At 41.0% G+C, this 26,939-nt stretch carries 24 protein-coding genes and 1 riboswitch; of the genes, 13 read left to right on the top strand and 11 right to left on the bottom strand.

Annotation, left to right across the window (positions count from 1 at the left end; genetic code table 11):
* The 4 genes from L4D09_RS23060 to msrP all read right to left on the bottom strand — a co-directional run bounded on the left by L4D09_RS23060 (position 1) and on the right by msrP (position 4,188).
* Positions 1-1,407, bottom strand: coding sequence for an amidohydrolase (locus L4D09_RS23060; protein ID WP_428459884.1), 1,407 nt, complete (start codon positions 1,405-1,407; stop codon positions 1-3).
* A gap of 342 nt (positions 1,408-1,749) precedes the next feature.
* The gene (locus tag L4D09_RS23055; RefSeq protein ID WP_428459883.1) at positions 1,750-2,376 is read right to left on the bottom strand and encodes a hypothetical protein; all 627 of its coding nucleotides are present in this window, start codon (positions 2,374-2,376) and stop codon (positions 1,750-1,752) included.
* Between the two features lie 151 nt (positions 2,377-2,527).
* Entirely contained in the window at positions 2,528-3,175 is a 648-nt protein-coding gene (gene msrQ / locus L4D09_RS23050) for a protein-methionine-sulfoxide reductase heme-binding subunit MsrQ (protein WP_428459882.1), read from the bottom strand.
* Entirely contained in the window at positions 3,175-4,188 is a 1,014-nt protein-coding gene (gene msrP / locus L4D09_RS23045) for a protein-methionine-sulfoxide reductase catalytic subunit MsrP (RefSeq protein WP_428459881.1), read from the bottom strand. Before msrP ends, msrQ begins: the two co-directional genes overlap by 1 nt.
* Positions 4,189-4,342: 154 nt before the next feature.
* Here msrP and L4D09_RS23040 point away from each other — a divergent pair, with 154 nt between their 5' ends.
* The 5 genes from L4D09_RS23040 (at position 4,343) to L4D09_RS23020 (ending at position 7,992) form a co-directional block, all read left to right on the top strand.
* Positions 4,343-4,759: a hypothetical protein gene (locus L4D09_RS23040; RefSeq protein WP_428459880.1), complete on the top strand. Its 417-nt coding sequence runs from the start codon at positions 4,343-4,345 to the stop codon at positions 4,757-4,759.
* Positions 4,760-4,790: 31 nt separating this feature from the next.
* The gene (locus L4D09_RS23035; protein WP_428459879.1) at positions 4,791-5,267 is read left to right on the top strand and encodes a hypothetical protein; all 477 of its coding nucleotides are present in this window, start codon (positions 4,791-4,793) and stop codon (positions 5,265-5,267) included.
* A gap of 104 nt (positions 5,268-5,371) precedes the next feature.
* Positions 5,372-6,217 (top strand): patatin-like phospholipase family protein, encoded by an 846-nt coding sequence (locus tag L4D09_RS23030; RefSeq protein ID WP_428459878.1) that lies wholly within the window; start codon positions 5,372-5,374, stop codon positions 6,215-6,217.
* A 97-nt stretch (positions 6,218-6,314) separates the two neighbouring features.
* A complete protein-coding gene (locus tag L4D09_RS23025) occupies positions 6,315-6,836 on the top strand; it encodes a peptide-methionine (S)-S-oxide reductase (protein WP_428459877.1) in 522 nt (173 codons plus the stop codon).
* Positions 6,837-6,954: 118 nt separating this feature from the next.
* Positions 6,955-7,992 carry an acyltransferase gene (locus tag L4D09_RS23020; protein ID WP_428459876.1) on the top strand — a complete coding sequence of 346 codons (1,038 nt, stop codon included), beginning with the start codon at positions 6,955-6,957 and terminating at the stop codon, positions 7,990-7,992.
* A gap of 74 nt (positions 7,993-8,066) precedes the next feature.
* Here the strand turns inward: L4D09_RS23020 and L4D09_RS23015 are convergent, their stop codons facing one another.
* On the bottom strand, positions 8,067-9,971 hold the full coding sequence (locus L4D09_RS23015) for a PhoX family protein (protein WP_428459875.1): 1,905 nt from the start codon (positions 9,969-9,971) through the stop codon (positions 8,067-8,069).
* A 242-nt stretch (positions 9,972-10,213) separates the two neighbouring features.
* Positions 10,214-10,313, top strand: a riboswitch (purine riboswitch).
* Positions 10,314-10,411: 98 nt separating this feature from the next.
* Here L4D09_RS23015 and L4D09_RS23010 point away from each other — a divergent pair.
* Both L4D09_RS23010 and L4D09_RS23005 read left to right on the top strand, forming a co-directional pair.
* On the top strand, positions 10,412-11,743 hold the full coding sequence (locus L4D09_RS23010) for an NCS2 family permease (protein ID WP_428459874.1): 1,332 nt from the start codon (positions 10,412-10,414) through the stop codon (positions 11,741-11,743).
* Between the two features lie 344 nt (positions 11,744-12,087).
* Entirely contained in the window at positions 12,088-13,662 is a 1,575-nt protein-coding gene (locus L4D09_RS23005) for a BCCT family transporter (RefSeq protein WP_428459873.1), read from the top strand.
* An 81-nt stretch (positions 13,663-13,743) separates the two neighbouring features.
* Here the strand turns inward: L4D09_RS23005 and L4D09_RS23000 are convergent, their stop codons facing one another.
* Positions 13,744-14,502 carry a 3'-5' exonuclease gene (locus tag L4D09_RS23000; RefSeq protein ID WP_428459872.1) on the bottom strand — a complete coding sequence of 253 codons (759 nt, stop codon included), beginning with the start codon at positions 14,500-14,502 and terminating at the stop codon, positions 13,744-13,746.
* Entirely contained in the window at positions 14,502-16,382 is a 1,881-nt protein-coding gene (locus L4D09_RS22995; RefSeq protein ID WP_428459871.1) for a DUF294 nucleotidyltransferase-like domain-containing protein, read from the bottom strand. The genes L4D09_RS23000 and L4D09_RS22995 overlap by 1 nt, the downstream gene beginning before the upstream one ends.
* A gap of 240 nt (positions 16,383-16,622) precedes the next feature.
* On the opposite strand from L4D09_RS22995, the gene L4D09_RS22990 reads away from it, so the two are divergent.
* From L4D09_RS22990 to L4D09_RS22980, 3 genes are all read left to right on the top strand, one after another.
* Positions 16,623-17,141, top strand: coding sequence for a GNAT family N-acetyltransferase (locus tag L4D09_RS22990; RefSeq protein ID WP_428459870.1), 519 nt, complete (start codon positions 16,623-16,625; stop codon positions 17,139-17,141).
* A gap of 223 nt (positions 17,142-17,364) precedes the next feature.
* Complete coding sequence (locus tag L4D09_RS22985; RefSeq protein ID WP_428459869.1) at positions 17,365-18,123, top strand: metal-dependent hydrolase; 759 nt, start codon at positions 17,365-17,367, stop codon at positions 18,121-18,123.
* 132 nt (positions 18,124-18,255) lie between these two features.
* Positions 18,256-19,887: a methyl-accepting chemotaxis protein gene (locus L4D09_RS22980; RefSeq protein WP_428459868.1), complete on the top strand. Its 1,632-nt coding sequence runs from the start codon at positions 18,256-18,258 to the stop codon at positions 19,885-19,887.
* A 69-nt stretch (positions 19,888-19,956) separates the two neighbouring features.
* Here the strand turns inward: L4D09_RS22980 and L4D09_RS22975 are convergent, their stop codons facing one another.
* Positions 19,957-20,238, bottom strand: a complete 282-nt coding sequence (locus L4D09_RS22975) for a hypothetical protein (RefSeq protein WP_428459867.1) — start codon at positions 20,236-20,238, stop codon at positions 19,957-19,959.
* Positions 20,239-20,385: 147 nt separating this feature from the next.
* The gene (locus L4D09_RS22970; protein ID WP_428459866.1) at positions 20,386-21,294 is read right to left on the bottom strand and encodes a sensor domain-containing diguanylate cyclase; all 909 of its coding nucleotides are present in this window, start codon (positions 21,292-21,294) and stop codon (positions 20,386-20,388) included.
* Between the two features lie 292 nt (positions 21,295-21,586).
* On the opposite strand from L4D09_RS22970, the gene L4D09_RS22965 reads away from it, so the two are divergent.
* Positions 21,587-22,741 carry an HlyD family secretion protein gene (locus L4D09_RS22965; protein WP_428459865.1) on the top strand — a complete coding sequence of 385 codons (1,155 nt, stop codon included), beginning with the start codon at positions 21,587-21,589 and terminating at the stop codon, positions 22,739-22,741.
* Between the two features lie 11 nt (positions 22,742-22,752).
* Positions 22,753-23,775: a DUF2955 domain-containing protein gene (locus L4D09_RS22960; protein WP_428459864.1), complete on the top strand. Its 1,023-nt coding sequence runs from the start codon at positions 22,753-22,755 to the stop codon at positions 23,773-23,775.
* Here the strand turns inward: L4D09_RS22960 and L4D09_RS22955 are convergent.
* Positions 23,762-24,781, bottom strand: a complete 1,020-nt coding sequence (locus L4D09_RS22955) for a helix-turn-helix domain-containing protein (protein WP_428459863.1) — start codon at positions 24,779-24,781, stop codon at positions 23,762-23,764. The two genes, L4D09_RS22960 and L4D09_RS22955, sit on opposite strands and share 14 nt — an antisense overlap.
* A 134-nt stretch (positions 24,782-24,915) precedes the next feature.
* Here L4D09_RS22955 and L4D09_RS22950 point away from each other — a divergent pair, with 134 nt between their 5' ends.
* A complete protein-coding gene (locus tag L4D09_RS22950) occupies positions 24,916-25,935 on the top strand; it encodes an AbrB family transcriptional regulator (protein ID WP_428459862.1) in 1,020 nt (339 codons plus the stop codon).
* A 168-nt stretch (positions 25,936-26,103) separates the two neighbouring features.
* On the opposite strand, the gene L4D09_RS22945 is transcribed toward L4D09_RS22950, so the two are convergent.
* Positions 26,104-26,280, bottom strand: a complete 177-nt coding sequence (locus tag L4D09_RS22945) for a hypothetical protein (protein ID WP_428459861.1) — start codon at positions 26,278-26,280, stop codon at positions 26,104-26,106.
* Positions 26,281-26,939: the final 659 nt, after the last annotated feature.

Here is a 26,939-nt window from a genome sequence, read left to right as displayed (position 1 = left end):
TTATTGTACTACTTCGCCACTTTCTACGACTGTTTTGCGAACTTTATCAGCAAATTCAAGTGCTTCTTCACGAATAGCATCTTCATCAACCGTTAGCATGTTGCGGTCTTCCATTAGGATCTGACCATCAACAATGGTGTGCTTAATGTTCGTTGCATAGGCTGAATAAACTAGCGCAGAATATGGATTATAAACTGGCACCATGTTTGGCGCTGTTGTATCGACGACAATAATATCAGCAAGTTTGCCGATTTCTAGTGAGCCAATAGTATCTTCCATATGAAGTGCACGTGCTGCACCAATAGTCGCCATTTCGATGACTTGAATTGGAGGCATTGCTGCACGGTCTTGGCTTACTAGCTTGTGTACTTTTGCAACTTGGTTGAACTCGTCGAGAGTACTAATGGTGTTACCAGACATCGGTCCGTCAGTACCTAAGCCGATACGTACACCTTTTTCAAGCATTTTGGGTGCAGGCGCAACCCCTTTTGCTGATTTGATATTAGCGCTCATGTTGTGAGCAACACCAACATCGTGTTTTTTAAGTAGCTCAATATCACTATCACTTACATTGATAACGTGCGCGCCAATAAGGTTAGGGGTTAGGGCACCGATATCAGCCATGTACTCAACAGGTGATTTACCACCACTGCGTTCAGCAATCACTTGGTTTTCACGCTCAGATTCCGCAAGGTGAATCATTACTGGCACATCATACTTTTTAGACAGCTCAGTAATTTTCTGCAGTGTTTCAGTGGTGTTGGTGTAAGGAGCGTGTGGTGCAAATGCTGGGGTAATACGTGGGTGATCTTTGTATTCTTTAATAAAGTTAACCGCATATTTAATGCCTTCTTCAGCATTCGCAGCATCGGCAACAGGGAATTTGATAACGGTTTCACCAAGTACTGCACGCATACCGATTTCATCGACGGTTTTAGCTACTTCGTCTTCAAAGTAGTACATGTCGGCATAAGTGGTAACGCCACCTTTTACCATCTCGACATTACCTAATTGCGCACCAATGCGAACCATGTCACGAGAAACGAGTTTGCTCTCAAGTGGGAAAATGTATCGGTGCAGGCGGTCTGGAACATCATCAGCCATTGAGCGGAAAACGGTCATTGATACATGGGTATGTGTATTGATTAAACCTGGCATAACGATGTCACCGTCAGCATCAATGGTTTTTGTTGCTTTGTATTCTTTTACATCACTACCGTCGGTAACCGCGAAGATTTTATTTTCTTTTACTGCGACAAGGCCATTTTCATAAACAGTCTTCTCATTGTTCATGGTAAGAACAGTAGCATTCTTGATAAGAAGATCTACATTCTCAGCAGAAAATGCTGGGCTACTTACAAAAGAGGCTGCTGCCAGAGAAACTGCAAGCAGGGTTTTATTGAACATGGTTACCACCAGAAGTGCGATTGAATTGGTCTGATGATACCTACTGCAAATCGGTTGAGAATCACTATTGTAATGGTCAGTTACATTCTGTGATTAGAGTCTCACTTTTTCTTTGTAGGGCGGTTACTAATGTTTAATTTTCCATCGAACTCCGAGGTGTAAACGTTTGCCTTTTGCAAAAGCACCTAGCCATATCAGAATGTCGTCGCTAAATAACACACCTAAGCAGCAGATGACCAACGCAATAACTAAACATAGTGTTGTGAATAAATAAGCGGTATAGAGAGTCGTTTTTTAAAGATAGGTGTGATGCAGTGCTAGTACCAGACATGAGGCGTTCACTTACGGAAGAAGGTAATGCGCGGTAAGAAGAATATACTTATGAACGGTTTTTCCATCATTTTCACGCTTTAATGGGTGGTGAATATGATGGCTCCCATCAGTGAAGCCGAGCTCTTGCTCAAGTTGTTCAGGTAAGCTTTTTACGGGTGTTAGCAATTTAACGCCATCTTGTAGATAATCTTGGCTGTTTGAGGGTAATTGTCCAAGCCACCACGCTGGTATTTCTTTACTGGCTTTACTTCGGTCAAACCAGTGATCGGCGACTAATACTAAATATTGGTCTTTAACTGAGCTGGTTTTTTGTTGAGTCTGCACTATCGCAGTAAGCAAACTATTACGTCGTGCAATGTTCGCACTCAGCATACTATGTGCAACGACCCAAACCGAAAAGTCATCGGTTTCAATATGAAATATAGGTTGTGAAAGGCTGTCATTGTTTTGACACTGTTGCAGCGTTGATGAAATACCCGCTTGATGTAACGTGGTAATAATGCGGCGACAAAGTGCTTTACCTAAGTGATTTTCACGCATTCCTCTATTGTGAACAGTTGGATAGTGCTGTTCACAAAGTTGAAGGCAATCAGCTTGAAATGCTTGAATGCTAATTGAAAGATACTCAGAAACCAAAGGTAGACCCCATCAAACGACTAACTTAACGGGTAAGGGTGATGCCCGCCGAGTTAGATATGTAATGGTTTATATCGTATCAGAAAAAACAATATATTCTACTTAATTCAAGTGTTTGAGAACCGTAATTTAATATAGATATGCTATAGAGCTAACTTTTTTCGGTTGAACGGTGAAGTGGTATGAAAGTCATTAACCAACGACGAAATATTTTATGGCGTAGCGCCAAAATACTTAGCACACAAATAATATAAATGGCGGGCTCAATAAGCCCTGATTTTACCGACCAATAGTAGTGAATAGGAGCAAGAAGTACCGCTAGGTAGACCCAATTATGCAGCTTTTGCCAGTGGGCACCCATTTTTCTTTGTATTGCTTGAGTTGATGTAATCGCTAGGGCAAAAAGAATTAACCAACTTACGGCGCCCAATGTTAAGTAGGGACGCTCAATAATTTCAGATAATAATAGTGACCCATTAAAATTTAGATCGAGCGCCAGATAGCCCACCAAATGAAGTAATGCCCAAAAAAAGCTGTATAACCCAACTAATCGTCGTGTTCTTACGAGTAAGCCTTGTTTAAGAAAACGGGCAAGCGGGGAAATAATCAGGGTTAACATTAACGTGTTAAGTGCTGCTTTCCCCGTAAAGTGGCTGATCCCCTCAATAGGGTCAGCCCCTAAACCACCAGAAAAAACTGAATAGATAAGGAAAGCGAGAAAGCCAAGCGACACTGAATGAATGAAGGCTTTTAGCCAAATAATCTGTCTCGGTGATATTTTCCCAATGGCCTTTTTCATTAAAAGTTCCTCTTCAAATCCATCCCTTTGTATAAGCTAGCAACATCGCGCTCATAGCCATTAAACATTTGGGTGGGCTGGCGTCGACTGCTGAATAGGCTTCCTTCACCGATAAAACGTTCACTACCTTGACTCCAGCGCGGGTGATCGACCGTTGGGTTTACATTGGCATAAAAACCGTACTCATTGGGGGCTAATATATTCCATGTTGTGGGCGGCATTTTATCGGTTAAGGTGATTTTGACGATGGATTTAATGCTTTTGAACCCATACTTCCAAGGCACGACAAGGCGTAGTGGTGCACCATTTTGCGGTGCTAACGTTTTACCATATAGCCCTACCGACATGAGTGTGAGAGGATGCATAGCTTCATCTAAACGTAGGCCTTCTACATAGGGGTAATCTATCCCTCCTCCAAGCCGTCGAGAAGCTTGTCCGGGCATCTGTTTAGGGTCGTACAATGTTTCAAAAGCAACGTACTTTGCATTGCTAGTTGGTGAGGCGAGTTTGATTAAGTCTGCTAATGAAAAACCAACCCACGGTACATTCATCGACCATGCTTCAACACAGCGTAAGCGATATATACGCTCTTCAAGGGTGAATTTATTAAAGATATCCTCATAGCCCAGTGTAAGAGGGCGGCGAACCATGCCATCAATTTCAATATTCCATGGGTTTGTTTTAAAATTCTGAGCGCGTTCAGCAGGATCAGACTTATCGGTACCGAACTCGTAAAAATTATTGTATTGCAATATTTTACTTTCCGGGGTTAAGGCCAGTTGCTTGTTAGAATAAGGCGATGGAGATGTCGACAATGCCGTACGGTTATCGATGACTTTTTTATCTTTACTGGTAAAAGCGTCAAATAAACCTGCATTAGCTTGAGATGCCAATGGCATACCGACGAGGGTGATGCCTAACTTTTTTAAAATGTCCCGACGCTTCTGATAAACACCTTCTGGTGTTGCATCATTTTCGCTTAATGACCAGCGAGATGGTTTCTTGATTAACATAGCATTCCTTACTCAAAGATTTCTATTACATCAATAGACCTGATCCTTGTTAATAAAATTTCATTAAACCCTACAATTACTTGATTTTAGTCTAGAAGACGGTAATGTCTCCTCGTTATTTCATTGGTATCAAAAGAAAATTCAGGGAAATAGAATGAAAATACGTGCGCTTTTATTAGCATCAGCATTGGTTTTACCAGCGGCGTCTTTTGCTGCGTCATCTCCTTTATCTGCAGGTGTCTTTTTAGGAAGTCCAACATCTGGATTGACGTTCCAATACTGGGATAAAATTCAACTTGCGGTTGGTTTAGATACTTTTAGTGTGAGTGTTGACGCAAAATGGTATCTCAACGAGTTAACTGGGCGTACTGATCTCGCTCCTTTCTATTCGTATACTGGCCTGCAATGGGTCGATGATAGGGATAATCAATGGGGGCCAAGAGCAGGGTTAGGTTTTGTATTACCGCTTCGCAACGTTCAGATTTACGCGGAAGCAGGGCCAACGTGGTATATAGAAGACTCTTCAAATATCGAACTTGAAGGTGCAGTTGGGGTAAGATTCCGACTCTAGTAAATTGCAGCAGTAATATGTGGAAAATATAATGCAAAATATCAATGAGTTTAATGCTAACATTGAGCTTCAACATATCTATCTTGAAGCTTACGCTGAGCGTTATCATTCTCTAAGACAATACTTTGAAGCCTATTACTGCTATCGCCATCAATTGGTGACCCGTCAAGGCAAGCCTGACTGGGAACAGATTTTTGACGTTGCTCGTCGAACAAAACAAGCTGCGAACATTACTGACCGAAAACAAACGGTAAGGGAGCTCTTATTGCCGTTATCCGTACTTACTGGGAAGTTAAAAACGCTGGTAAGAGATGAACGATTAACGATCGAAGCCATCTCTCAACTTCTTGATGAATCGCTTGAATATATCATATTAGGTCGTCAGGAATGGCAAGCGCTGAAACAGCATGGTTGGCTTGAAGCGATGCCACCAGAGTATTATCAGCCGACGAACCTATCATACCTTGATACTAATCTTCGTTTCCAACGAGTTGGCATTGAACTCTAAAAAATGGATAGTTTGAGCCCCTTAGCAAATTGACCGTTATTCAGCCCACATCTAGAGCGTATGTTCTAAGCTGTTGAAGTCGTGAATGATTAGGGTGGTTTGATATGGACGTGATACAGAATAGTAACGGCTCTTCAGCGCTGGTAGTTGAAGGTGGCGCGATGCGAGGTATTTTTGCTGCAGGTGTACTCGATACGTTTTTGGAGAAGGATCATCGTCCTTTCGATTTCTGCATCGGTGTATCTGCTGGCTCAACGAACCTAGCATCGTGGCTTGCGAATCAACATGGTCGTATTTATAACGTTATTACTGATTACTCCTGTCGACCTGAATTCATTGATTTATACCGTTTCATCAAAGGCGGGCATTGGCTTGATCTTGATTGGCTTTGGGATATCACAATTGCTGAAATTGAGATCGACCGCAATACTTTAATGCGTCAACCAATTCCTTTATACGTTGTAACCACTAAAGTTAAATCGGGTGATGCGGCGTACATACAAGCAACTGCCGAAAATTTGAATGAGTTATTAAAAGCGTCTTGTTCCGTGCCTATTGCTTATCGAAATTATCCAGAAATTCATGGCGAACCGATGACTGATGGCGGGGTCGCGGACTCAATACCTGTCATTAAAGCCTACGACATGGGGGCAAGAGATATTACTGTTGTGCTTTCTCAACCTGAAGGTTACCGTAAATCGGCGCCAAAGAGTAAGTGGTTAGTTAGGCAGTTACTGTCAGATACACCTGAATTGGCGGAAGCAATGCTACAACGCGCTGATGCATACAATAAAGCGATTGATTTTATTGAAAACCCGCCAGCAGATTGTAAGTTAACGGTTATTGCACCACCGGAAGAGTTTGCAGTAGGGCGTGTAACGACAGATAAACAAAAGTTGGATACAGGTTACCAACAAGGAGTCGCTGCATACTCTGTATTATGTCTATAGGCTTACTTTAGATACCGAAAGGATGACTTGAGGCATTAATCTATTCTTTACTAGACGAGATGTATTTTATATCTAACACATAAAAAAGTAGGTCACTATGAATGATAGAAAAATTCAGCGAGCTGGTTTTTCTGGCGGGTGTTACTGGTGTATCGAAGCTGTATTTCAATCGTTAATTGGGGTTAGTTCGGTACAGCAAGGCTGGATAAAACCCATTAATGGATTGAGTTATACTGAAGGGGTCTTAATTGATTTTTCCCCTGATAAAGTCTCACTGGAAGTACTTATTGCTGTTCACCTGCATACCCATGATTGCACCTCTAGTCATGCACTTCGCTACCGGTATCCTTCCGGTGTTTATGTTATGAATGAAGCACAACGTACTGTTGCTAAACGAGCAATGGCGTTAAATCAGGCTGATTTCAGTATGCCTCTATTAACTCGAGTATATGATTTCGGCGATTTTAAGTTGAGCAAGGAAACGCTATGGAATTATTATTACTCGGACCCAAATAAGCCATTTTGTCAATCGAGAATAAACCCTAAATTACAGCTATTACTTATGCGATTCTCTGATCATATTAGTGATGAAAAAAAAGCGATTATCCGAGGTGTATAGAAAACAGAAGCAATAAAGAGATTTTTACTCTCTAGATAGGCGATTTGTAGTGGTTCATACACAACCTAACGAGATATTACTTTTGTTCATACTATCATTCCTCCTTTAGTGATAGACTTTGGCAAAAATTGATGGGGTTCTGTTTTTGTGGGCTGATAACTTACGCGTATTTTCTGTTTTTGCTGTGGTTTTATTACATGTTGCTTCTGGCTTTGTTAGTGATATTGATATAAGTAACGATATCTACGGCAGTCGTGACTGGTGGGCTGGTAACATATACGCATCTATAACTCTGTGGTGTATCCCATTATTTGTAATGATTAGCGGTTATTTCTTACTAAATAAGACAGAATCAAATGCCGTTTTTTTCAAAAAAAGAATAAATAAAATTCTGATCCCGCTCTTATTTTGGTCTTTTTTTTACTCTCTGTGGGTGCTTCTAAAGTACTTTATTAAAGGTGATATCTCTACCGCTTATTTTACGGTTGCTCAAGGCTGGGCGCTTGGTGAACCTTACTATCACCTTTGGTATCTCTTTATGATACCTTTTTTATATTTAGTAACGCCTGTTTTAAGGGTGATTATCAGCTCGCTTAAACAAAAGGAGTTTTTCGCATTTATTAGCATCTGCTTTGCATTGGCCATGCTATCTGCTCTTTCAAATGTTGTTCTTTTATATTTTGACTTGAGCGCTAAAGTTAGCTTATTTACCAATGATTTTCTAAGTTATTTAGGCTATTTCTGCTTGGGTGGGTATATTGCCAAGTATAAAGTTAAGGCGAATACTCATTGGTGCTTTCTGATATTTATAGTAGCGTTATTAATTACTATTGTTGGTAGCTATTATATAACACACCTTTATTTTTACTCATATTTAAGTGTGAATATTACTGCTGCGTCCGTGGCAGTGTTTTTCCTGATTAAAAAGCACGCCAACAACGACTTGAAATTAAGCTGTTTCGCGGTTCATAGTTTTGGAATTTATCTTATACATCCACTTTTTATAAAATTAATATCCTCGTTTGGTGAACAGCGGTTGCTAGAGATGATGGATATATATTTGTATATATGGCTAGTGGCATTTTTAGCTTTTACTCTATCGTATATAACGGCTTTCTGCATGAGTAAAGTGAGATATTTAAATCGATGTATCTAGTGCGAAAAAAGGCAGACCATGTTGGTCTGCCAAATTACGTGATGCAGGTGTGTCTTTTCGTTATTGGAATATTTTTACGCCGCGCCGATAATGCCACCATCAGTGCGAGTGATGCGAATAACAGAAGAGCGTGGTATTGATTTACCGCCATCAGGGAAATGTGAGGGCGCTAAATCTTCACCTGGATGCTGAACGCCAACAAACATGGTTGTTTGGTCTGGGCTGAATGTTAACCCCGTAATTTCACAAGCAATAGGGCCTGTTAAAAAGCGACGTACTTCACCTGTGTTTGGATCGCCGCATAGCATTTGATTGTTACCCATGCCTTCGAAATCACCTTTATTCGAGTATTTACCATCAGTTTGAATCCATAGGCGACCTGCGTTGTCAAAACCGACACCATCAGGGCTGTTAAACATGTTATCTGCATTAATGTTGTCACTACCAGCCATTAACCCTTCATGTACGGTTGGGTTGCCAGCAATTAAGTAGAGATCCCAGTCGAAGTTTTTCGAGGTATGGTCTGAGCCAGAAGGTGACCAACGAACAATGTGGCCATACGGGTTTTTTTCTCGTGGGTTAACAGCATCAACCGGTTGGTTGGCTTTAACGCCGCGGTACTTGTTATTGGTTAACGTACAGAAGACTTGCTGATTTTTTGGATTGATGGCAACCCACTCAGGACGGTCCATTGTCGTTGCGCCAACCTGTGTTGCCGCTTTACGCGCGAAAATCAAAATTTCAGCTTGGCTAGCAAAACCGTTTTCGGGTGTAAGCCCATTTTTACCAAAGGTCAGCTCAATCCATTCACCTTTACCTTCTAGCTCACCGTCTTTCGCCGAGAATTTAGCCACATATAACGTGCCTTCTTCTAGCAAATCACGATTAGCTGCTGGATTAGATGGGTTGTATTTATTTTTAGATACGAAGCGGTAAAGGTGCTCACCACGTTCGTCATCACCAAGGTACACAACCACGTAGCCATCATTGTTAATTGTTAATGCGGCATTTTCATGTTTGAAGCGACCAAGGGCTGTTCGTTTTTTGGGTGTAGAATTTGGGTTCATTGGATCGATTTCAACAACCCATCCATGGCGGTGTGGTTCGTTAGGGTTTTTAGCAAGGTCAAATCGCTCATCATGCTTATACCACTGATAATCCCAGTCATCTTTTGATAAGCCGTAGCGCTTATAGTTACTATCAAGGGCAGGGTTACTGTCGGAGCCAAATACGCCGTTGAAGTTTTCTTCGCAAGTAAGGTATGTGCCCCAAGGTGTTTCACCGTTTGCACAGTTATTGAATGTGCCGAGTACCTTTGTTCCTTTAGGATCTGCCGCCGTTTTCATTAGCTCATGACCGGCAGCCTCACCTGTAATTTCCATTTCAGTATTAGCAGTAATACGACGGTTTAGGCGACCTTCTTGATTGATCACCCACTTACCGTTTTTCTTATGAAGCTCAACCACAGAAATACCATGTGCTGCTTGAGACTTGAGTACATCATCAGCCGTTAAGTTTTTCCCTTGGTGAGCAAAAAGGTAAACGTGATTGGTATACTCATTATTCACTGATAATACGGCGCGATCATCGCTGATTTGAAAGAACGTCATACCATCGTTGTTGTCGCCAAACTGCTGGAGTTGTGCGTTGCTGTCTGCACCTTGAGTAAAGCGTGGTGCATTTTTGAACATTGGGTCACCCCAAGAGATAAGAACATCCGCTTGATAGCCTTTAGGGACGACAATATCATCTGCAGTAGAAGCCGGAACCGCGTCAAAACCCAGCAGATGATTATTCGTTTGTTTAGTACTGGCGATAGCTTGTGCAATTGGTGCAGAAGCAAAGAAAGCCACAGTACTTGTTGCCGTGCTTGCTTTTAGAAACTGACGGCGATTAACACCTTTACGAATAATATCATTGAACTCTGGCTCTTCTTTACGCGGGTGTAGAAGGCTATCTAGGCGATCAAGACGACTCATTATTACTTCCTTTTTCTTATTAATTCCAACGGATAGTCGTTGGTGCTTGAAGCTGTTTTGTGCCGTTAATCGTAAAGCGGTATTGTTTCACTTTTGTTAATAATTGATGACGGAATTTTGATTTTATTAGCAAGAAAATGAAAACGGTTGCGCAACCGTTTGCCTTGATTTGTTTCAAAATGTTTCAATAATGACCGATCACACTTTTCAGTATTGTATTTCTTCCATATCACTATAAAATCCGCGCCAAAGACGGATTCTATTGTATATTTTTGGTGATATGGACCAAAAGTTTCTACTTCGAGGCCTATTCTCGAAACTACAATTGAACATGCTAGCGATATTGTAGTAGCTAGCGGCTGATCCAACCCTTGAATATCAATTTGATACCTGTCTTATACCCAAGTGACAACTACTTTTAACATCTTAGGATCTTTGTTGTGAATCTGGATAAGATATTCAAGCTTACGGAACGTAAATCAACGGTTTCAACTGAAATTTACGCTGGTTTTATTACTTTTTTGGCCATGAGCTACATTCTTGCCGTTAACCCAGCTATTTTGGGTGATATTCCGGGGATGGACCGCGGAGCACTTTTCACAGCGACAGCGTTGGCTTCAGCATTAGCAACCTTAGTCATGGGCGTATGGGGTAATTATCCGGTCATGTTAGCGCCGGGCATGAGTATGAACGGCTTTTTTAAAGGCATTCTACTCAGTGGCTCTATTGCTCTGGTTTGGCATGAAGCATTATTGGGTATATTCCTATCTGGTATTATTTACCTAATTCTTAGCATGACCTCGATTCGTAAGACTTTGATCGAATCTATTCCAGAAGATCTTAAGCTAGCCATTTCGGTGTCACTGGGCTTATTCATCGCATTCTTAGGGTTGAAAAACGCAGGTATCATTGTTTCAAACCCTATTATCTTAGTAAGCCTAGGTGATGTAACGAATCCTCAAGTTGCGATTGCGTATATTTCAACCTTCATTGCTTTAGCGTGCATGATTCGCAATATTAAACTTGCGACCTTCATTGCTTTTGTCTCTGCCATTGTATTAACCATGCTTGCTGATTTCTTTATGGGCACCAGCAATGCACCAATTCCTGATTCTTTATTCTCGTTGCCACCAAGTATTGCACCGACATTTGGGCATATTTTTAACTTTTCAGGCTTTACACCTGAAAAGCTATTTGATCTATTTTTCATTGTACTTATCTTCTTAATTGTCGACTTCTTTGATGGTTTGAGCACCATTGTTGGGGTAGGGCGCGATGCTGGTATTATTGATAAAGACGGTAAGGTTCCAAATGCGAAGTCGGCACTGGTTGCAGATGCAGGTGGTACGGTTGTAGGTGCGGTATTAGGCACAACTTCTGTAACAGCATTCTCAGAGTCTGGCATTGCGTCATCGCAAGGTTCTAAAACAGGCTTGAGTGCGGTTGTAGTTGCAGGATTGTTTTTTGTCTCATTATTCCTTTATCCGGTGTTCTCCATCTTCTCTGCTGCAATGGTTGCGCCAGCAATGGTTGTTGTGGGTGTTTACATGATTGGCCGTATTGCAGATATCAGCTGGGACGTTGTTGAAGTTCGTATAGCATCTTTCTTTACCATTATGTTCACCTTGCTATCGTTCTCACCGGCAAACGGTATGGCAATGGGCTTTGTTAGCTATGCATTCTCGATGGTTGTAGCAGGAAAGGGTAAAGAAGTGCATCCATTAATTTACAGCTTAGCAGCGATGTTTTTGACTTATCTGATTTTTATCTAGCGTAAAGCATTTAAGCCGATTGACAAAAGCGACCAAATTGGTCGCTTTTTTATTAAGGCTAATACCAGTGACCGCAGAATGGCAAAAATGCTGAGTAAATAGGTATAGCTCTAAGTATTTTCAAACTTATCAGCAGAAAAATACTTAGATCACGAAATAACTGTGTGAATGTTTTTTATACTCTAATGTCCTCATAAATGGAGTTTGTGTCTAAAATTTAGTCGTTAATCGTTGATTTATATTAAAACTTGACATTGTAGTGGTGAGAATGGTTTGATCTATATGTTTTTCTATTATTTATAGGGCTAAGTATTCTTGGTGAAAGTTGTACCAAGTAGGGTTTAATGATGAGTAAAGTAGATAAGTACAGTATCGATAATACGGATTATACGGTAGGTCAGGATAACGTCCAAAAGTGGGGGTTTGATGTTCATAATCCCGTATTTGGTACCAGCGCTGGCTTGATTGTTTTGTTTTTGGTTGCAGTGTTAATCAGCGACCCTACTACAGCTAAAGAAACCCTTAACGGCGTAAAGAATGGCATCATCGATCACTTTGATTCGCTATTTGTTTGGGCTGCGAATATTTTTGTTATATTTTGTCTTGCTCTAATTGTTTCACCATACGGTAAAATTCGAATTGGTGGTCAAGATGCAGAAGCCGACTACTCTCGTATGTCTTGGTTAGCAATGCTATTTGCTGCCGGTATGGGTATCGGCCTGATGTTCTGGAGTGTTGCGGAGCCTGTTGCTTACTATACTGGTTGGTTTGGTACGCCATTGAATGTTATGGCAAACACACCTGAAGCAAGGGAGTTGGCTCTGGGTGCAACTATGTACCACTGGGGTCTACACCCATGGGCTATTTATGGTGTCGTTGCATTATCTCTTGCCTTCTTTGCTTATAACAAAGGCTTACCACTTTCTATCCGTTCAATTTTCTACCCAGTATTAGGGGACCGCGTTTGGGGTTGGCCTGGCCACATTATTGACATCTTTGCTGTTATCGCAACGATGTTTGGTTTGGCTACATCACTTGGCTTAGGTGCACAACAAGCTGCGAGCGGTATTGAGCATGTGTTTGGCATTGATGGTGGCATAGGTCTGCAAATTGCCGTGATTGTTGTTGTTACCTTGCTTGCTATCGTATCCGTTGCACGCGGTATTGATGGTGGTGTAAAGCTACTTAGTAACATAAACATGTTAGTGGCTATAGCCCTACTTGTATTTGTTGCACTTGCTAGTTTTGCGGTTTCTATGGGGACAATTCCAGCAACAGTGTCGGGTTATGCCGAGAACTTTGTAGCGCTAAGTAACCCGCATGGTCGTGAAGATCAGTCTTGGATGCATGGCTGGACAATCTTCTACTGGGCTTGGTGGATGTCATGGTCACCATTCGTGGGTATGTTCATTGCGCGTGTATCAAAAGGCCGTACTGTTCGTGAATTTATGATCGCAGTTCTGATTGTACCGACCCTTATTACGACCCTTTGGATGTCTGTATTTGGTGGTCAGGCAATTGATCAGGTCATAAATGGCGTTGGTACGCTTGGTGCGAACGGTTTAACATCTGTTCCACTAGCGATGTATGAAATGTTTGACTCACTACCAATGAGTTCATTCATTTCTATTGTGGCGATTATCTTGGTTATGGTGTTTTTCATTACGTCATCTGATTCAGGTTCGCTGGTTATCGATAATATCACCGCTGGTGGTAAAATTGAGTCACCAATGCCACAACGTATCTTCTGGGCAGCACTGTTAGGTGCGGTTGCAGCAGTGATGCTTTATGTCGGTGGTACTGAAGCCATTGAAGCATTACAAGCGGGTGCTATTTCTACAGCATTGCCATTTGTATTCATTCTGCTGTTGATGTGTGTGAGCTTGATTATGGGCTTTAAAACAGAGAAATTTCGTTAATTAATTTTCCTGTTTAGTTAGTGCTCAAATGTAAAAACGCCGCAAATTTTGCGGCGTTTTTTTATGGTGCTACGTAAGGCGTTATAACCAGACTTCTGACAATGGTGTATCAGGCGAGAAGTGGTAAGCAATCTGGGCTTGTAATAGCTCAGCCGTTGCAAGCGCATCTGTTAGGGCATGGTGTGGTTGATAAGGCGGTAAACCATATCGTTGGCGTGCACGGCCTAAACGAACGGAACCAGGACGAATGCCTTTCATACGGTTGATTAAGCCGCCAAATTTACGCTGTTGTATCGCCGACTCTATCGCAAGCGTATCAATAACAGGGAAATGTATTCCTTCATTCAGTCGGTCATGCAGCGCTTGATTCATGAACTCGCGCTCAATTTGCTTGTAGTGAACAACAACAATTTTTCCTGCTAATGAATCTAATACTTTCTCTAGAATCTTTAATAAATCTGGTGCGTTTTCTACTTCTGAGTCTGTAATGCCATGAATAATAACAGACTCCTCTTGAAGCGGGCGGTGAGGGTTAACAAACCATTGAGCTGAGTCACGACAGCGAATACGGTTTATGTTAAAAGGAATAACGCCAATACTGATGATGGCATCTTTTTTGGGGTCTAATCCTGTTGTTTCAAAATCAAGTGCGACGAATTCAACCTCTTTTAATGGTGTTGAACCACTAGGCACTGGGGTTGAGTAATACTGCTTGATGCGCTCATCATTTGCTGATTCTAATAAAGTATTAAAGAACGTCGGCCATTCAGGGGTCGAACGAGTATTCAATAGCTGACGACTCGGCTTTTTTGTTTTTGAACCTGAAGATGTATCACTCATTAACGACGATTCCCTTGATAGCGGAATTTAATAAAGTTTTGAGCATTACTTAGAATTTGGAATGCCGCTTTTAAATTTCGTCGCTCGAAATCTGACATGTTTTCAGGTTCAATGCTGTTATCAGCTTCGATTTCAGCTTCTATGTCGAGTGCTTGATGTCGAATGCGAACCATGTAGATAAATTCCATCGCGTCGCGTAAATCTTGCCCTCGTCCTTTGGGTAAGATGCCGGCGTCAATGATGTCATCTAAACGTTCAAATGAATTCTGAGCACGAGAGCCGACAGCAAGAGAGTGCACACGAATGAGGTCAGCGAGTGGGGCTGTACCACGGCGTTTCAGGTTAATGGAATTTCGGTGCTGGCCGTCTTTCTCCATCACGAAGTCTTTAAAGAAGCCTAGTGGTGGTGTGCGAGTAATCGCATTTCGTGCTAAACAAGCAAGGAATCGGTTGTTTCTTCGTGCTCGGCGAATAACAAAACCATTTAGCTGCTCTGCCCATTTCTCACGTCCATAAACACCAGCAAGGTCGAAATAGATAGAGCTGTTAAGTAATGCTTGAGGCTTAGGATTATCTATCCATTCAGCAAAGCAGTCTTCCCATTGGCTGCGCGTTTTCCGCCATTCCGGGTTGGTTGCCATAATATCGCCAGTACAATAGGTATAGCCACAAGCCGCCAGTCCGTCACAAATAAAATGCGAAAACTTTTCGAAATATTCACCGTGAATCTTTTCATCGTAACTATCGTCTAAAATCAGTGCATTATCTTGGTCGGTAACAATGAGTTGTTCATCCCTCGCCATTGAACCAAGCGCTATTAAGCAATAAGGAATAGGTGGTGGACCAAATTTTTCTTCGGCAAGTTCAGCTAGGCGTTGCTTGAAACTCCGGCCAATAACGGACATGGCGCTACCTACCATATGTGCATTGGCATCTTCATTTACCATACGCACAAAACAGTGTTTAACTTGTTCAGAGACGACTTGCAGCTCTTCAATTGTTTGCTGTTGGAATATAGTACTAACGAGCAACAAGCTATTTTGTGATTCGTAACGAACGATATCTGTTAGCCCAATAACCCCGATTGGATATTTGTTTCTTAATACGGGTAAGTGGTGAACGTTGTAACGCAGCATGGTTAACATTGCTTCGAACACATAGGCGTTATGATCGAGTGAAATGAGTTCTGTGGTCATTACTTCAGACACTGGCGTTGAAATATCAATACCTTCAGCTATTACTCGTGAACAAAGGTCACGGTCAGTAATAATTCCCACTAAAGGATCATATTCCTCATCACTATTATCTCGCTCTGGGTCGGTAATAAGTAATGATGAAACGCTTTCTTCTGCCATGGTCATTGCTGCAGTCTGAATCGACTCGTTCTTTGCAATCATTATGGGTTCACGTGCTAGTAGAGTACGCACTTTTGATGTGGTTAAATCATTTCCTTCTGAGTGAGTAGATACAGCATTTCGCAATCGTGTATTTTCTTCTACTTCAACAAAGTCAGCAAAGGAATCAAACTCATCACATAGCGAATTGAAAATTTGTTCAGGGATACAGTAAACAAGTGTGTCTTCAATAGCACGGGCTGGCATTCGAACGCGATTACTCATCAATAGACCCATTTGTCCAAACAAGTCACCTTCATCTATACGGTTATACAACTCACCTTTTCGACGGTAAATCTCTACGGTGCCACTACGAATGAGGTATAAATCATGTATATCGTCGCCAAAATTTAAAACCATTGTATCAGCACGATAGTAAGAGACTTCAATATTCAGAGCGATATGCTTGAGGGCGTCTTCTGGTAACTGCTTAAAGGGGGTGTATTGGCTGATGAAGTTGAGAATTTCGAGCTGTTCAGCTTCCATGTGTTATCCATATATTGCGCGTTCTTGTATGTCTTAAGTATACCGATAATCTTTAGCTCTGTATGTTATTGATGGTGATGAATGAGAGGTTAACTCTCTAAGAACAAGGAACTATTAACCAATTCTAGGGCTAGAGGTTCATCGCGAGAAAGCAAATCTACCACTACGAGGATTGAACACTTGAAGCTATTCGATATTATAAAGGTTAAAGAACCAAGACATTAGCTTACGGACAAGTATATGTACATCCAACCTTGTACTTATGAACAACATGCAGAAGCCATTCTCGATATTTTTAATGACGCTATTTTAAATACAACGGCATTGTATGAGTATGAACCGCGAAATATGCTTGTTATGAAGCATTGGTTTAATACCAAGGTAACCGGTGGCTACCCTGTTATAGGCGCATTTGATCGTCATGGAGAGCTTATGGGTTTTGCGACATTTGGTCGCTTTCGTGAGCAACCCGCTTTTCAATTCACCGTGGAGCACAGTGTGTATATCCATCCTGATTTCAGGGGGCTAGGGGTTGCTAAGCAATTATTGAACGCCATTATTGATGCCGCAAAAGCGCAGAACTTTCATGTTATGGTCGGCGCTATTGATGCAGAAAATTTAGCAAGTTTAGCGCTTCATGAAAAAAGAGGTTTTCGTAAGCAAGGCGCGATCACGCAGGCTGGGTATAAATTTGACCGCTGGCTCGATTTGGTTTTTTATCAATATGATTTAGGAAAAACAAACGAACAGTTTCAATAAGCGACTTACAGTGAGCCTTATCGATAGCATGTTATAAAACCCCAAACACAGTTAGTGACTAAAAAAGCATCATATGACGTCATGTTATTGTTAATTTTGTGATTTTTATTGCAGTCACATGCATTTACTACATAATACTGTTTATTTATCCAGTTTTAGAGGCGGTGACTGTACGTTAATGGAGTAAACTTCATTCTAGTGATAGTCGTGTAGTGTGAATAATGTGGCTAATTTCAAAACACATCTTGGATCAGCCGCGATAACCAGTAGTTTAGCGGCGACTGCGTTATTGTCTGCGGGACATGTTGTGCCAATAACAGCACTGTGGCTTATGCTGTTGGGTACAGTTGGTGGTTTACTGCCCGATATTGATTCAGATAACTCAACATCAATGAGTACATTATTCCGACTATTCGGCGGGTTGGTTACGTTTAGTTTCGTAGGCCATATCTATCAAATGGTATCAATGCTAGAGCTTATGGTTTATGGCTGTTTTTGTTATTTAACTATTCGATATAACTGTAAGTCAACGCTAGAAAAAATAACGGTTCATCGCGGGTGCTGTCATTCATTGGCTTTTATCCTCCTTTCGGGGCTATTTACGGTCTGGCTACTTTATTTGCTTGGCTATAATGATGTTACTGCTTGGCTCTCTGGCTGCTTTCTATTTTTTGGTGGTATTGTCCACCTGCTACTTGATGAACTTTATAGTGTTGATTTGGCGAACCGCCGGTTGAAGATGTCGTTTGGATCGGCATTAAAAGTATTCTCACCGAAAAACCCATTCTTAAGCGCGCTGCAATGCGTACTAATAGGCATGCTATATATCCATAGCCCCTCTTGGGATAGAACGGTGGTAGAGGTAAGTAATTGGAGTGAATTTCGTTTTAAGCCAGAATGGCTTAATCGCGAAGAGGTAACCCGCTTTTTTGACAGCGTTATTTCCTCAACCCGAGATGCAATGAATAATAAAGCAAGTTGATGTGGGTAAGTAATCGCAACAGTGGGGTTTCACTATTAATATATTGATAAGTATCAACATTCCTTTATGGATACATGTTAAAGTCGCCAGCTAAATATTTTATAAATAGCTATCTTTGATTGTGGGTTTCATATGTTGTTGAATATTAATGATATTTCAGTGAGAAAGCAGGTGTTGATACCTGTCCTGCTGATTTGCTTGATCATGCTAATCGCGTTTACGGTGGTTGCAAAGCAATCTGCTGCTCAGCGTGAGCGTAATAATGATGTTACATTCAATGCATTGAACCATAAGACCAGCATTCAGCAAGTATTGGAAAACACGTTTAATATTCGAGTGAGTGCTATTTATGCATTAAATGATGAGGTCGCATTTCGCAACCTTGATCAGACAGTACAGCAAGGGTTCAATGAGAATAAAACGTTATTGAATAACATTGCTGAAGACTCCGCACTTTCGAGTGCAGTAAATAACGTGAATTCACGTACTGAAAACTATAAACAATTTATTCAAAATCAGTTGAAACCTTTTGTGGTGAAATCAGCGAGCATGGGCGTTACTCAGCCTGAAGCTGAGCGCATGTCAACAAGCTTTCAATTAGCTGGTACAGAGTTGATTGATGCTATCGATGAGTTATCGCTTGCGATTAATAATAATGTTCAAGTACAGCTTCGTGATGTGGCTGAAGATTATCGCCAAATGATGCGAAACATCATGGTCATAATGTCAGGTATTGTTGCCATTGGATTATTTATAGCCTGGTACCTTTCAGGTCGCATTGTACAGCCAATTGTTGCGGTAAGAGATGTATTGCGTCAACTGTCTCAAGGTAATTTGACGGTACGCTCGCAAGAGGTGGGTGTTAATGAAATCGGTGAATTAAGCCGAGATCTAAATAACACGCTTGATAGATTGCAAGACACTATTTCTTCTTTAAATCGTATTAGTGAAGAAGTATCGTCAGCATCAACAGAGCTTACTGCCGTTATGGTTTCAGCACAAAATAATGCACAAAGTGAACTTGCAGAGATTGAACAAGTTGCTTCTGCGGTTAATGAACTATCGAGTACGGCTGATAACGTGAGCACCAATGCGGGTGAAGCTGATACATGTGCAAAGCAAAGTCAGAAAATGGTCGATGAAGGTCAAAGTGTGTTCGTACAAAGCGAGCAAGCTAATCGTGAAACATCGGGTAAAATGTCTGAAGCTGCAAAAGTAGTATTACATCTTCGAGAACAATCAGCTCAAGTCAGTAAAGTTATTGATGTCATCCAAGGCATTTCAGAGCAAACAAATTTGTTAGCACTGAACGCCGCGATTGAAGCAGCACGAGCTGGGGCTTCTGGACGAGGTTTTGCCGTTGKCGCTGATGAAGTACGATTACTGGCAGCAAGAACACAAGATTCAACTCGTGAAATACAGATCATTATTGAAGATCTGCAAGCGCAATCGGTCAATGCAAACCAAGGTATGCAAGAATCATTGCAAATGTTGGAAGAGTCAGAAAATCTAACCAGCTTAGCAAATGAAGTATTTGAAGGTATTACTGATGCCATGAGTGTTATTGGTGATATGAATACGGAGGTTGCAACCGCGGCTGAGCAACAGTCACAAGTTACCCAAGATATTAACCGCAACGTTGTGACGATGTCAGAGTTGGTTCACCAGAATGTGGTGGGTATTTCACAAAGTGCTAGTGCAAGTGAAGAGCTTTCCCAATTAGCAGAACATCAGCGTAAGCAGCTTTCATTCTTCCAGTGCTAGTTGTGTTCTAGATACTTGCTGTTGATGTATAAATGGGAGCGAATACTCCCATTTTTATAACAATGGGTGTCATACAATTTCTTCAACTTTTTTTGTGGGTGTGCGGAATATATTGATAATTGCTTGCACAGTATAATAGCCACAGATACAAGTAAAAATGATAGCCGATAAACTTTCACCGAAAGATACTGACGCGCCAACCATATTAAACACTTCACCACCAAAGCTTTTTACATGCTCTAATGCCCATATATAAACAAGGTATAACTTGGTTAGAGTGATTAAAACTAAGTATGCTTTACCGTAGGGAGTCATCAGAAACTGCTTGATGTTCGTCCAAATGCTCTTCATCTTTATCTCGCTTAATGTTGTTGATAACGAGACGAAGTGTATGAGAAAGCATCAACACATATTTACCATTTCACGCCAACTGACTCAGTAGCTTCGGTCTACATACTTGTAGGTTTATACTTTAGGTGAATATAGGTCATGTTAGATTTAAACGGCATCTTCAAATAATGACGAATAGGTTATAACTTTGTTCCTACCATGACTTTTAGCATGGTGTAATGCAATGTCAGCTTGCTTGACTAAGGTAAGGGCGTTATAAGGATTGTGAATGAGTGTGTGGCTGCCAAGACTAATCGTGAATGAAAACGTGCCCAAAGCATGAGGGATTGTGAGTTTACTGACTCGACAGCGTAATCGTTCGGCTAGGTTTTCACCAATTTCTTGGGGGGTTTTAGGAAGAATGACCAAAAATTCATCTCCTCCCCAACGACCAATAAAATCAGATTTACGAAGACTACTTTTAAAGCAATGCGAAAGTCGCCGAATAGCTTCATCACCAGCGGCGTGACCATATTGATCATTTATGGCTTTAAAGTTATCTATATCAATAAATAAGCAAGTGACAGGGTAGTTTTGCAGCTGTGCTTTTTTTACCTCAGTTTCTAAAATTTCTCCCAATCGATAGCGATTCGCGAGTTTCGACAGTGAATCTATATTCGCGTGTTGTTGTAGCTGGTTGTATTTTTCATATTTTTCTGTGATATCAATAACGAATATTTGTATTGCTGGATTACCCTCCCACTCAACTACAGACTCTGTTGTAAGAAGGTTCATTCGTCTATTATCAGCTTTACTAAAGAAAAAAGTACGTACTCTTGGCTTTAATTTACCAGAGATGACGTTGTGATATTGCTTGAAAGCTGACTCCGGTGAAACGTTATTGAAAAGGTCGAGTAGACTTGGTAGCGATAGGATATCAAAAGTAGAATCAAACCCAAGAATACGGCATAAACTTTCATCGGCATAAACGGGTTTAAATTCACGATGTATTAAGGTGCCAAAATCGGAATCGAATGCATTATCATAGTCAATATGTACTTCTGGAAACCTTTCCATTTTGCCTCGTGTGACTTACTTCATTCTTCATAGCCATCATGCTATTCCGCTTAGCATTATTTATATAATAATCAGTAGCTGAAATGTGAGAGGTCGATTCCAAAATTTTGAGGTGCTTCTTCTTTACTTCGTTTAAACAATCACTTGTGTCTAATCACTTTGAGGTTACACAGCATAAGCACTCGATTTACCATCTGGCGTCTATTGGTAAATTATTAATAATAAAACTGCATACAATATAGGCCAGCATCCAGAGCAAGTCTGCGAATAAGTATTTATTCTTGAGGTTGGTATGAGTAAACGTGGCAATGAATTAGTAAAGAATGAGCCGTCTTCACAAGAGTTAGATTCCGAAGTCGACGGAAGTAATACACAAGCTAAGAAAGTAGCGATAGCACCAGAGAAAGTGACGTTGTATGTTTTGTTAGTATGTATCGGTTTATTCATATTTTATGTGCTTGCTGATCGCGTGATCCCGAGTACAGATATGGCTAGGGTGCGTGGTAATGTTGTGCCATTGACGCCATTAGTCTCTGGCGAGATAACAGCTGTGCACGTTAAACCCAATGACGTTGTTGGCATAGGGGAGCCGTTGATTGAGATCGATCAATCAGATTATCGTATTGCTGTTAAGAAAGCAGAGCAAGGGCTTGAAATTGCCGGTAAGCAGATTGGTGTACAAACTGCGTCCATTAAAGCGGCACAGGCTCAACTCTCTGATGCGATTGCCAATCAAGAAAATACTCGCCGCCAAGCGAACCGGGTGTTATCAATGGTCGAAAAAGGCATTGTAACGCAGTCGGATGCTGACAAAACACGGGCAGCACTTGCTCAAGCTCGTGCTCAGGTCGAAAAAGCAAAAGCAGGCTTGGTACAAGCGAAGAAACAGTTAGGTCGTGACGGTGAGCAAAACACAGAAATGCAAACTGCGATCTTGGCACTTCAAAAAGCACAACTTGATTTAGAGCGTACAACGATTCGTGCACCTTCTTTCGGTGGAGTATCAAACTTTCGTTTAGATGAAGGTATTTACGCCAATAAAGGCCAACCCATAATGACATTTGTTTCAGGCGAAGATCGGTGGATTGAGGCTTATTATCGTGAAAACAGTCTGGGTAACATTAAAGCAGGTGATGCTGTTGAAATTGCGTTGGACAATGTGCCTGGTGAGATATTTACAGGGCAAGTTGCCAGTATTGACTTTGGGGTGAATTGGGGGCAAGGCCATCAGTCTGGAGAGTTGGCGAGTGTAGAAAACCAAATCGGTTGGTTACGTCAGAGCCAGCGTTTCCCTGTTGTGATCCGTTTTGATGGTAAATCACCTGATGGGGCCTTACGTGTTGGCGGTCAAGCAGATGTTATGCTCTATACCCAAGAAACGTCATTAATGAATATGTTTGGCAGGCTTTGGATACGTGTAATTAGTTGGTTGTCATATATTCGATAGAGGGCAAGAGAATGACGAAGCTAAACACACCAACGAGGAAAATTGTTCGATATACCTTAGGGGTTATGCTATCTATCACACTTGCTTATGGTATTAATTGGGATCTGGCATATATTATGCCGGTATTTGTCGCTAAAATTTTTATTGATAAACCTAGTCCAACGAGTCATACCGTCATAGAGTTATTTGCATCAATGATCGGGACTGTACTCATTGCGCTGCTAGTGAGTAACGGTATTACTCATTACCCGTTTATTCTCTTGCTACTTATCGGCTTGCTTATGTTTTGGGCCTACTATTTATTTCAGAACCCAGAATGGAATTTTTTTGCAACATTACTCATTATTTCAACGCTTCTTATTCCCTACTTAGGGATTTCTCACCCAATAGCAGCATTAAGCTTGGGTAAGGGACTTATGATGTCAGGCGTTGGCGCTGTCGTTATTTTTTTGGCCATGCATGCCTTATTACCTGAGCCTTCGACAAGCAAAGATGAGCAAGCTGTTACTGGTGGTAGAATCAAGCAACAACAGGTTATTCAGGTCAATGAATCGATAAAAGCGCTACTAATTAGTTTTCCTGTGATTGTGTATTTTTATTATTTTCAAATACATGGTGCCTTACTCACAATGGCATTCATTGGGATATTGTCATTACAAATCACGCGTTTAAAAAGTATTAAGTTATCTGTATTCTTACTTCTTACGAATGTGACGGGAGGGGTCTTAGCTGTTGTTGCTTACGAGCTATTGGTGATAGTCCCTTGGTTTCCATTCTTAATAGCTTTGATGACATTTATCGTTCTCTTGTTTGCACAGAACCTATACAGTAACCCGGAAAAAGCAGCGCTATATGCGAGTGTATTATCAGCAATGTTGGTACTTTTTGGCGCAGCTATTGCCAGTGAAGGTAAAGAAATAGACCTGAATGTTTATGCTCGGATCTGGCAGATTATTTTAGCCAGCGTATACATGGTATTAGTTGCCTGTTGGCTGGAATATCGAGCACAACAGCGGAGCATTAGGTATTGCTAAGGGTTAAAAAGCGTTTGCGGTAATCTTTTGGAGGGAAGCCCGTTAGTTTTTTAAATGCACGAGAGAAGTGCGCAATATTGGCATAACCAAGCTCTGAGGCGATATCGGTTAGTGAGTATTCTTTCTGTTCCATTAGGCGGCAGGCAGTTGCGAGCATGATGTTATCTTTAACATGTTTAAAGCTAGTGTGTTCAGCTGATAGCCGTCTCTGAAGGGTGCGGGTACTTGTGTTTAGTAAAGCTGCTGCTTGTTCAATAGCCATATCTTGTCGAGAAAGGTAGGGTGACAAAGCAAGATAAACAGACTCGATAAACGTTGGTGCATCAGGTTGCGTCTTTGCTACATCTGCAGGGGTTAAACTTAAACTGACGGGTAAATGGCATGGTAGTGCCATTATCTCTGTATCCAGCTCTATGGCGGCAAGTTGTCTTTCTGTATAAAAGGTTGTTCGGCGACATTTCAGAATCCCTCTTAGATGATGAGCGCCGTCTGCTTGTAATGCTATGTTATTGGGTAGCCAATTTTTTTTAGATACATACTGTATAAATTCAATGAGGTATAAGACAGAAAAAATCTCTGCCCACATAAAACCTTCCGTTATTTCTCTATTTTTATGACGACAAATCCAAGGTGTGTTTTTAAAATATTGAATACTTAACTCAGTTGAGGGCGAATCGTGTAATATTGCTGTTCTGAGTTGCTCGAGTGCCTCACCGATCGTTGATGGTTGGTTCAGGTGCTTAAGAATTTTAGGTATGAAATATTCGCGTATAGTGGTGCGAAGTAAGTTACCGTAAAAATCGGGCTCTGCACGTTCAGACATCAGAACTAAAAGGTGCTTTATCGGTGCTTCAGGGATGTACTCATGCTTGCTGGACAAAATATCGTCGGGTAGCCCAACAGTTTGCAGCAGAGGGTAGATATCCTGTTCAAAGTGTTTGAGTAAAGATACAAAAGTACTGGCATGAACGGTTTTAATGAGTGGAACCAGTTGCCCCTGTTGCATGAAATAGCGCTCCGAAAAGTAGTGAACTAAAAAGACTCATACACATTATATACTCAGAGTGAGTTACCAATGGTTGGTACACTGTGATTAATGGGCATTGTATTTCAAAGCCCACGATAGGACTAGGACATGGAATGTTATTAACCTTCAGCTATATGATCTTGGGTGCCATGTTAGGAGCACAGACTAATTTACCTATGGGTGAAATGTTTGGGGCAATGATCGCGGTTATTGGTGCGAGTAAACTTCATAAGGAAATGCACTTACCCAGCTCGGTACTAACGGTAATACAGCTGATTTTAGGCATTGGGGTTGGAGCTCTCATTAATGTTCAAACGTTTCATGAGACACTGCCACCTTCATTACTTATAGGCTTACTGATTTGTTTAAGCTTGCAGATGCTATTTGGTTATGTATGGCTGAATAAAATGGCGGGGTGGAGTAAAGATGAAAGTATGCTCGGGTCTTTTCCTGGTGCAATGGGAGCTGTGTTAGCGATTGCCGATAGCCAAAAGTCACCATCTCAGCGTGTGGTATTTACTCATACCGTTCGTTTAGTCGCCTTGATGTTACTTGCCAGTGTTATTGCCATGAAGGGAGGGGATACAAGCAGTTCTCTTGTCCATATCCCGACAATTATTGTACCTAATTATCACGCAATATTATGGGTGTTTCTAATCTCCTATGTACTTGGCTTCATTTTGGGAAAATGGGGAATGCCGGCACCGTTTATGGTAACCAGTGTTGTATCTACGGCAGTTTTTAGGTTTGCATTCCCTGATGTTAATGTTGAGCTTCCTGAATTTACTGGGCTGCTTGCAATGGTGTTATTAGGCGGTTTAGTTGCTGTCAGGGTTCAGTTTGTTACATTCCGTGAGGTGTTACGGTACATATGGGCAGGAATAGCAGTCATGCTCATCGGGCTCTCGGTGACATTGGTTGTTGCAGGGATCTTTAGTAGTTTGCTGAATATATCATTTCTCGTATTGGTGATGTCTTGGGTGCCTGGTAGCATCGAAGCGATGACTGCGACGGCGTTATTATTAGGAATAGAGCCTGCATTTGTTATGATTAGCCATGTAGTCCGATTACTACTTTTACATTTATTTCCAGTATTTATGATGTTGAAGTCAAAGATCAGCCTAATGAAATAAGTAAAGCGGCAGTGACACTGTCACTACTCTTTAGGTGATCTTAAGCATATCGTTTCTAGTTTTGACTGGTCATATTGGTATTTATTGTTGACACTGAAAAATATAATTTTCTATTGGGGTACTCTGCTAACGACTTTACTTTTATTAAAGTGAGGCGCTTTGGTCTTGCTATTGAAAGCGAGACTCGAAATCACTCTGAGCATCTTCAAGCTCGAGCATTAATTTATGTAAGTCATTATATTCTCCTCTGATAATTGCTTGGCGCAGTTTATGTTGAGCACTTATTACTCTATCTTTACTGCTTTCCTTACTGAATAAATTACGCAATCCATTTGCTTGATCCATAAACACCTTCATAAATGGCTGTATCGTAAAAATGAGCTAAAGTAACCCCCCAAGAACGATGATAAGCAATTTAATATCTATGTTGCATATGAATAATAGGCATATGTCTTGGTTGGGTTCTGTGATGTACGTCACGGTATGGTTATTAGCACACCTATCAGGAATTATTAGTTTATGAAAGCATGCATTTTTATACATCCATTTCGACTATAAATGGAACTACTTGTGCTTTCAGATTCGCAATGTAATATTTACTAATAAAGTTGCTGATAAATTATCGGGGTAACTAAACGTTAATTTAGACGTTTTTCATCAGGGTGATATATCTCTATCAACCATTTATAACCGCAAATACAAATAATAAGATTCTCTTCTTCGTCAATCAGGAAGTGGTCTGATTGTTCGCATTTTGGACATGTATCTAGCATGTTGTCATATTTATCATTACACATATTAAACTCAATTTTATTAGATAGTTAGGGGAGTATTTGATTATCATTATTGAGTATTTAGATAATAACTAATGTGATATTGCTCCCAAAAACCCGGCTGGATAAGCTGGGGTATTTTTTGTGCCTAATAATGTGTACATTTGTCTTGTTTATAAAAATGACCACTACGACATGATGAGTTATATAATGAATAGTAAAGTTTTTACC

This window comes from Photobacterium makurazakiensis (assembly GCF_050336715.1).
Lineage (GTDB): Bacteria > Pseudomonadota > Gammaproteobacteria > Enterobacterales > Vibrionaceae > Photobacterium > Photobacterium makurazakiensis.
Note: the sequence above shows the minus strand (reverse complement) of the source record. Positions and strands in the feature narration are given on the sequence as shown.

Bases quoted from the DNA above. Each gene is read 5' to 3' on its own strand.
- L4D09_RS23005 (WP_428459873.1), top strand. From the start codon at position 12,088: ATGATGAGTAAAGTAGATAAGTACAGTATCGATAATACGGATTATACG.
- L4D09_RS22945 (WP_428459861.1), bottom strand. From the start codon at position 26,280: ATGGATCAAGCAAATGGATTGCGTAATTTATTCAGTAAGGAAAGCAGT.
- L4D09_RS22960 (WP_428459864.1), top strand. From the start codon at position 22,753: ATGACGAAGCTAAACACACCAACGAGGAAAATTGTTCGATATACCTTA.
- L4D09_RS22955 (WP_428459863.1), bottom strand. From the start codon at position 24,781: ATGCAACAGGGGCAACTGGTTCCACTCATTAAAACCGTTCATGCCAGT.
- L4D09_RS23060 (WP_428459884.1), bottom strand. From the start codon at position 1,407: ATGTTCAATAAAACCCTGCTTGCAGTTTCTCTGGCAGCAGCCTCTTTT.
- L4D09_RS23030 (WP_428459878.1), top strand. From the start codon at position 5,372: ATGGACGTGATACAGAATAGTAACGGCTCTTCAGCGCTGGTAGTTGAA.
- L4D09_RS22975 (WP_428459867.1), bottom strand. From the start codon at position 20,238: ATGAAGAGCATTTGGACGAACATCAAGCAGTTTCTGATGACTCCCTAC.
- L4D09_RS22970 (WP_428459866.1), bottom strand. From the start codon at position 21,294: ATGGAAAGGTTTCCAGAAGTACATATTGACTATGATAATGCATTCGAT.
- L4D09_RS23000 (WP_428459872.1), bottom strand. From the start codon at position 14,502: ATGAGTGATACATCTTCAGGTTCAAAAACAAAAAAGCCGAGTCGTCAG.
- L4D09_RS23040 (WP_428459880.1), top strand. From the start codon at position 4,343: ATGAAAATACGTGCGCTTTTATTAGCATCAGCATTGGTTTTACCAGCG.
- L4D09_RS22965 (WP_428459865.1), top strand. From the start codon at position 21,587: ATGAGTAAACGTGGCAATGAATTAGTAAAGAATGAGCCGTCTTCACAA.
- L4D09_RS23025 (WP_428459877.1), top strand. From the start codon at position 6,315: ATGAATGATAGAAAAATTCAGCGAGCTGGTTTTTCTGGCGGGTGTTAC.
- msrQ (WP_428459882.1), bottom strand. From the start codon at position 3,175: ATGAAAAAGGCCATTGGGAAAATATCACCGAGACAGATTATTTGGCTA.
- L4D09_RS23015 (WP_428459875.1), bottom strand. From the start codon at position 9,971: ATGAGTCGTCTTGATCGCCTAGATAGCCTTCTACACCCGCGTAAAGAA.
- L4D09_RS22995 (WP_428459871.1), bottom strand. From the start codon at position 16,382: ATGGAAGCTGAACAGCTCGAAATTCTCAACTTCATCAGCCAATACACC.
- L4D09_RS22990 (WP_428459870.1), top strand. From the start codon at position 16,623: ATGTACATCCAACCTTGTACTTATGAACAACATGCAGAAGCCATTCTC.
- msrP (WP_428459881.1), bottom strand. From the start codon at position 4,188: ATGTTAATCAAGAAACCATCTCGCTGGTCATTAAGCGAAAATGATGCA.
- L4D09_RS22950 (WP_428459862.1), top strand. From the start codon at position 24,916: ATGTTATTAACCTTCAGCTATATGATCTTGGGTGCCATGTTAGGAGCA.
- L4D09_RS23035 (WP_428459879.1), top strand. From the start codon at position 4,791: ATGCAAAATATCAATGAGTTTAATGCTAACATTGAGCTTCAACATATC.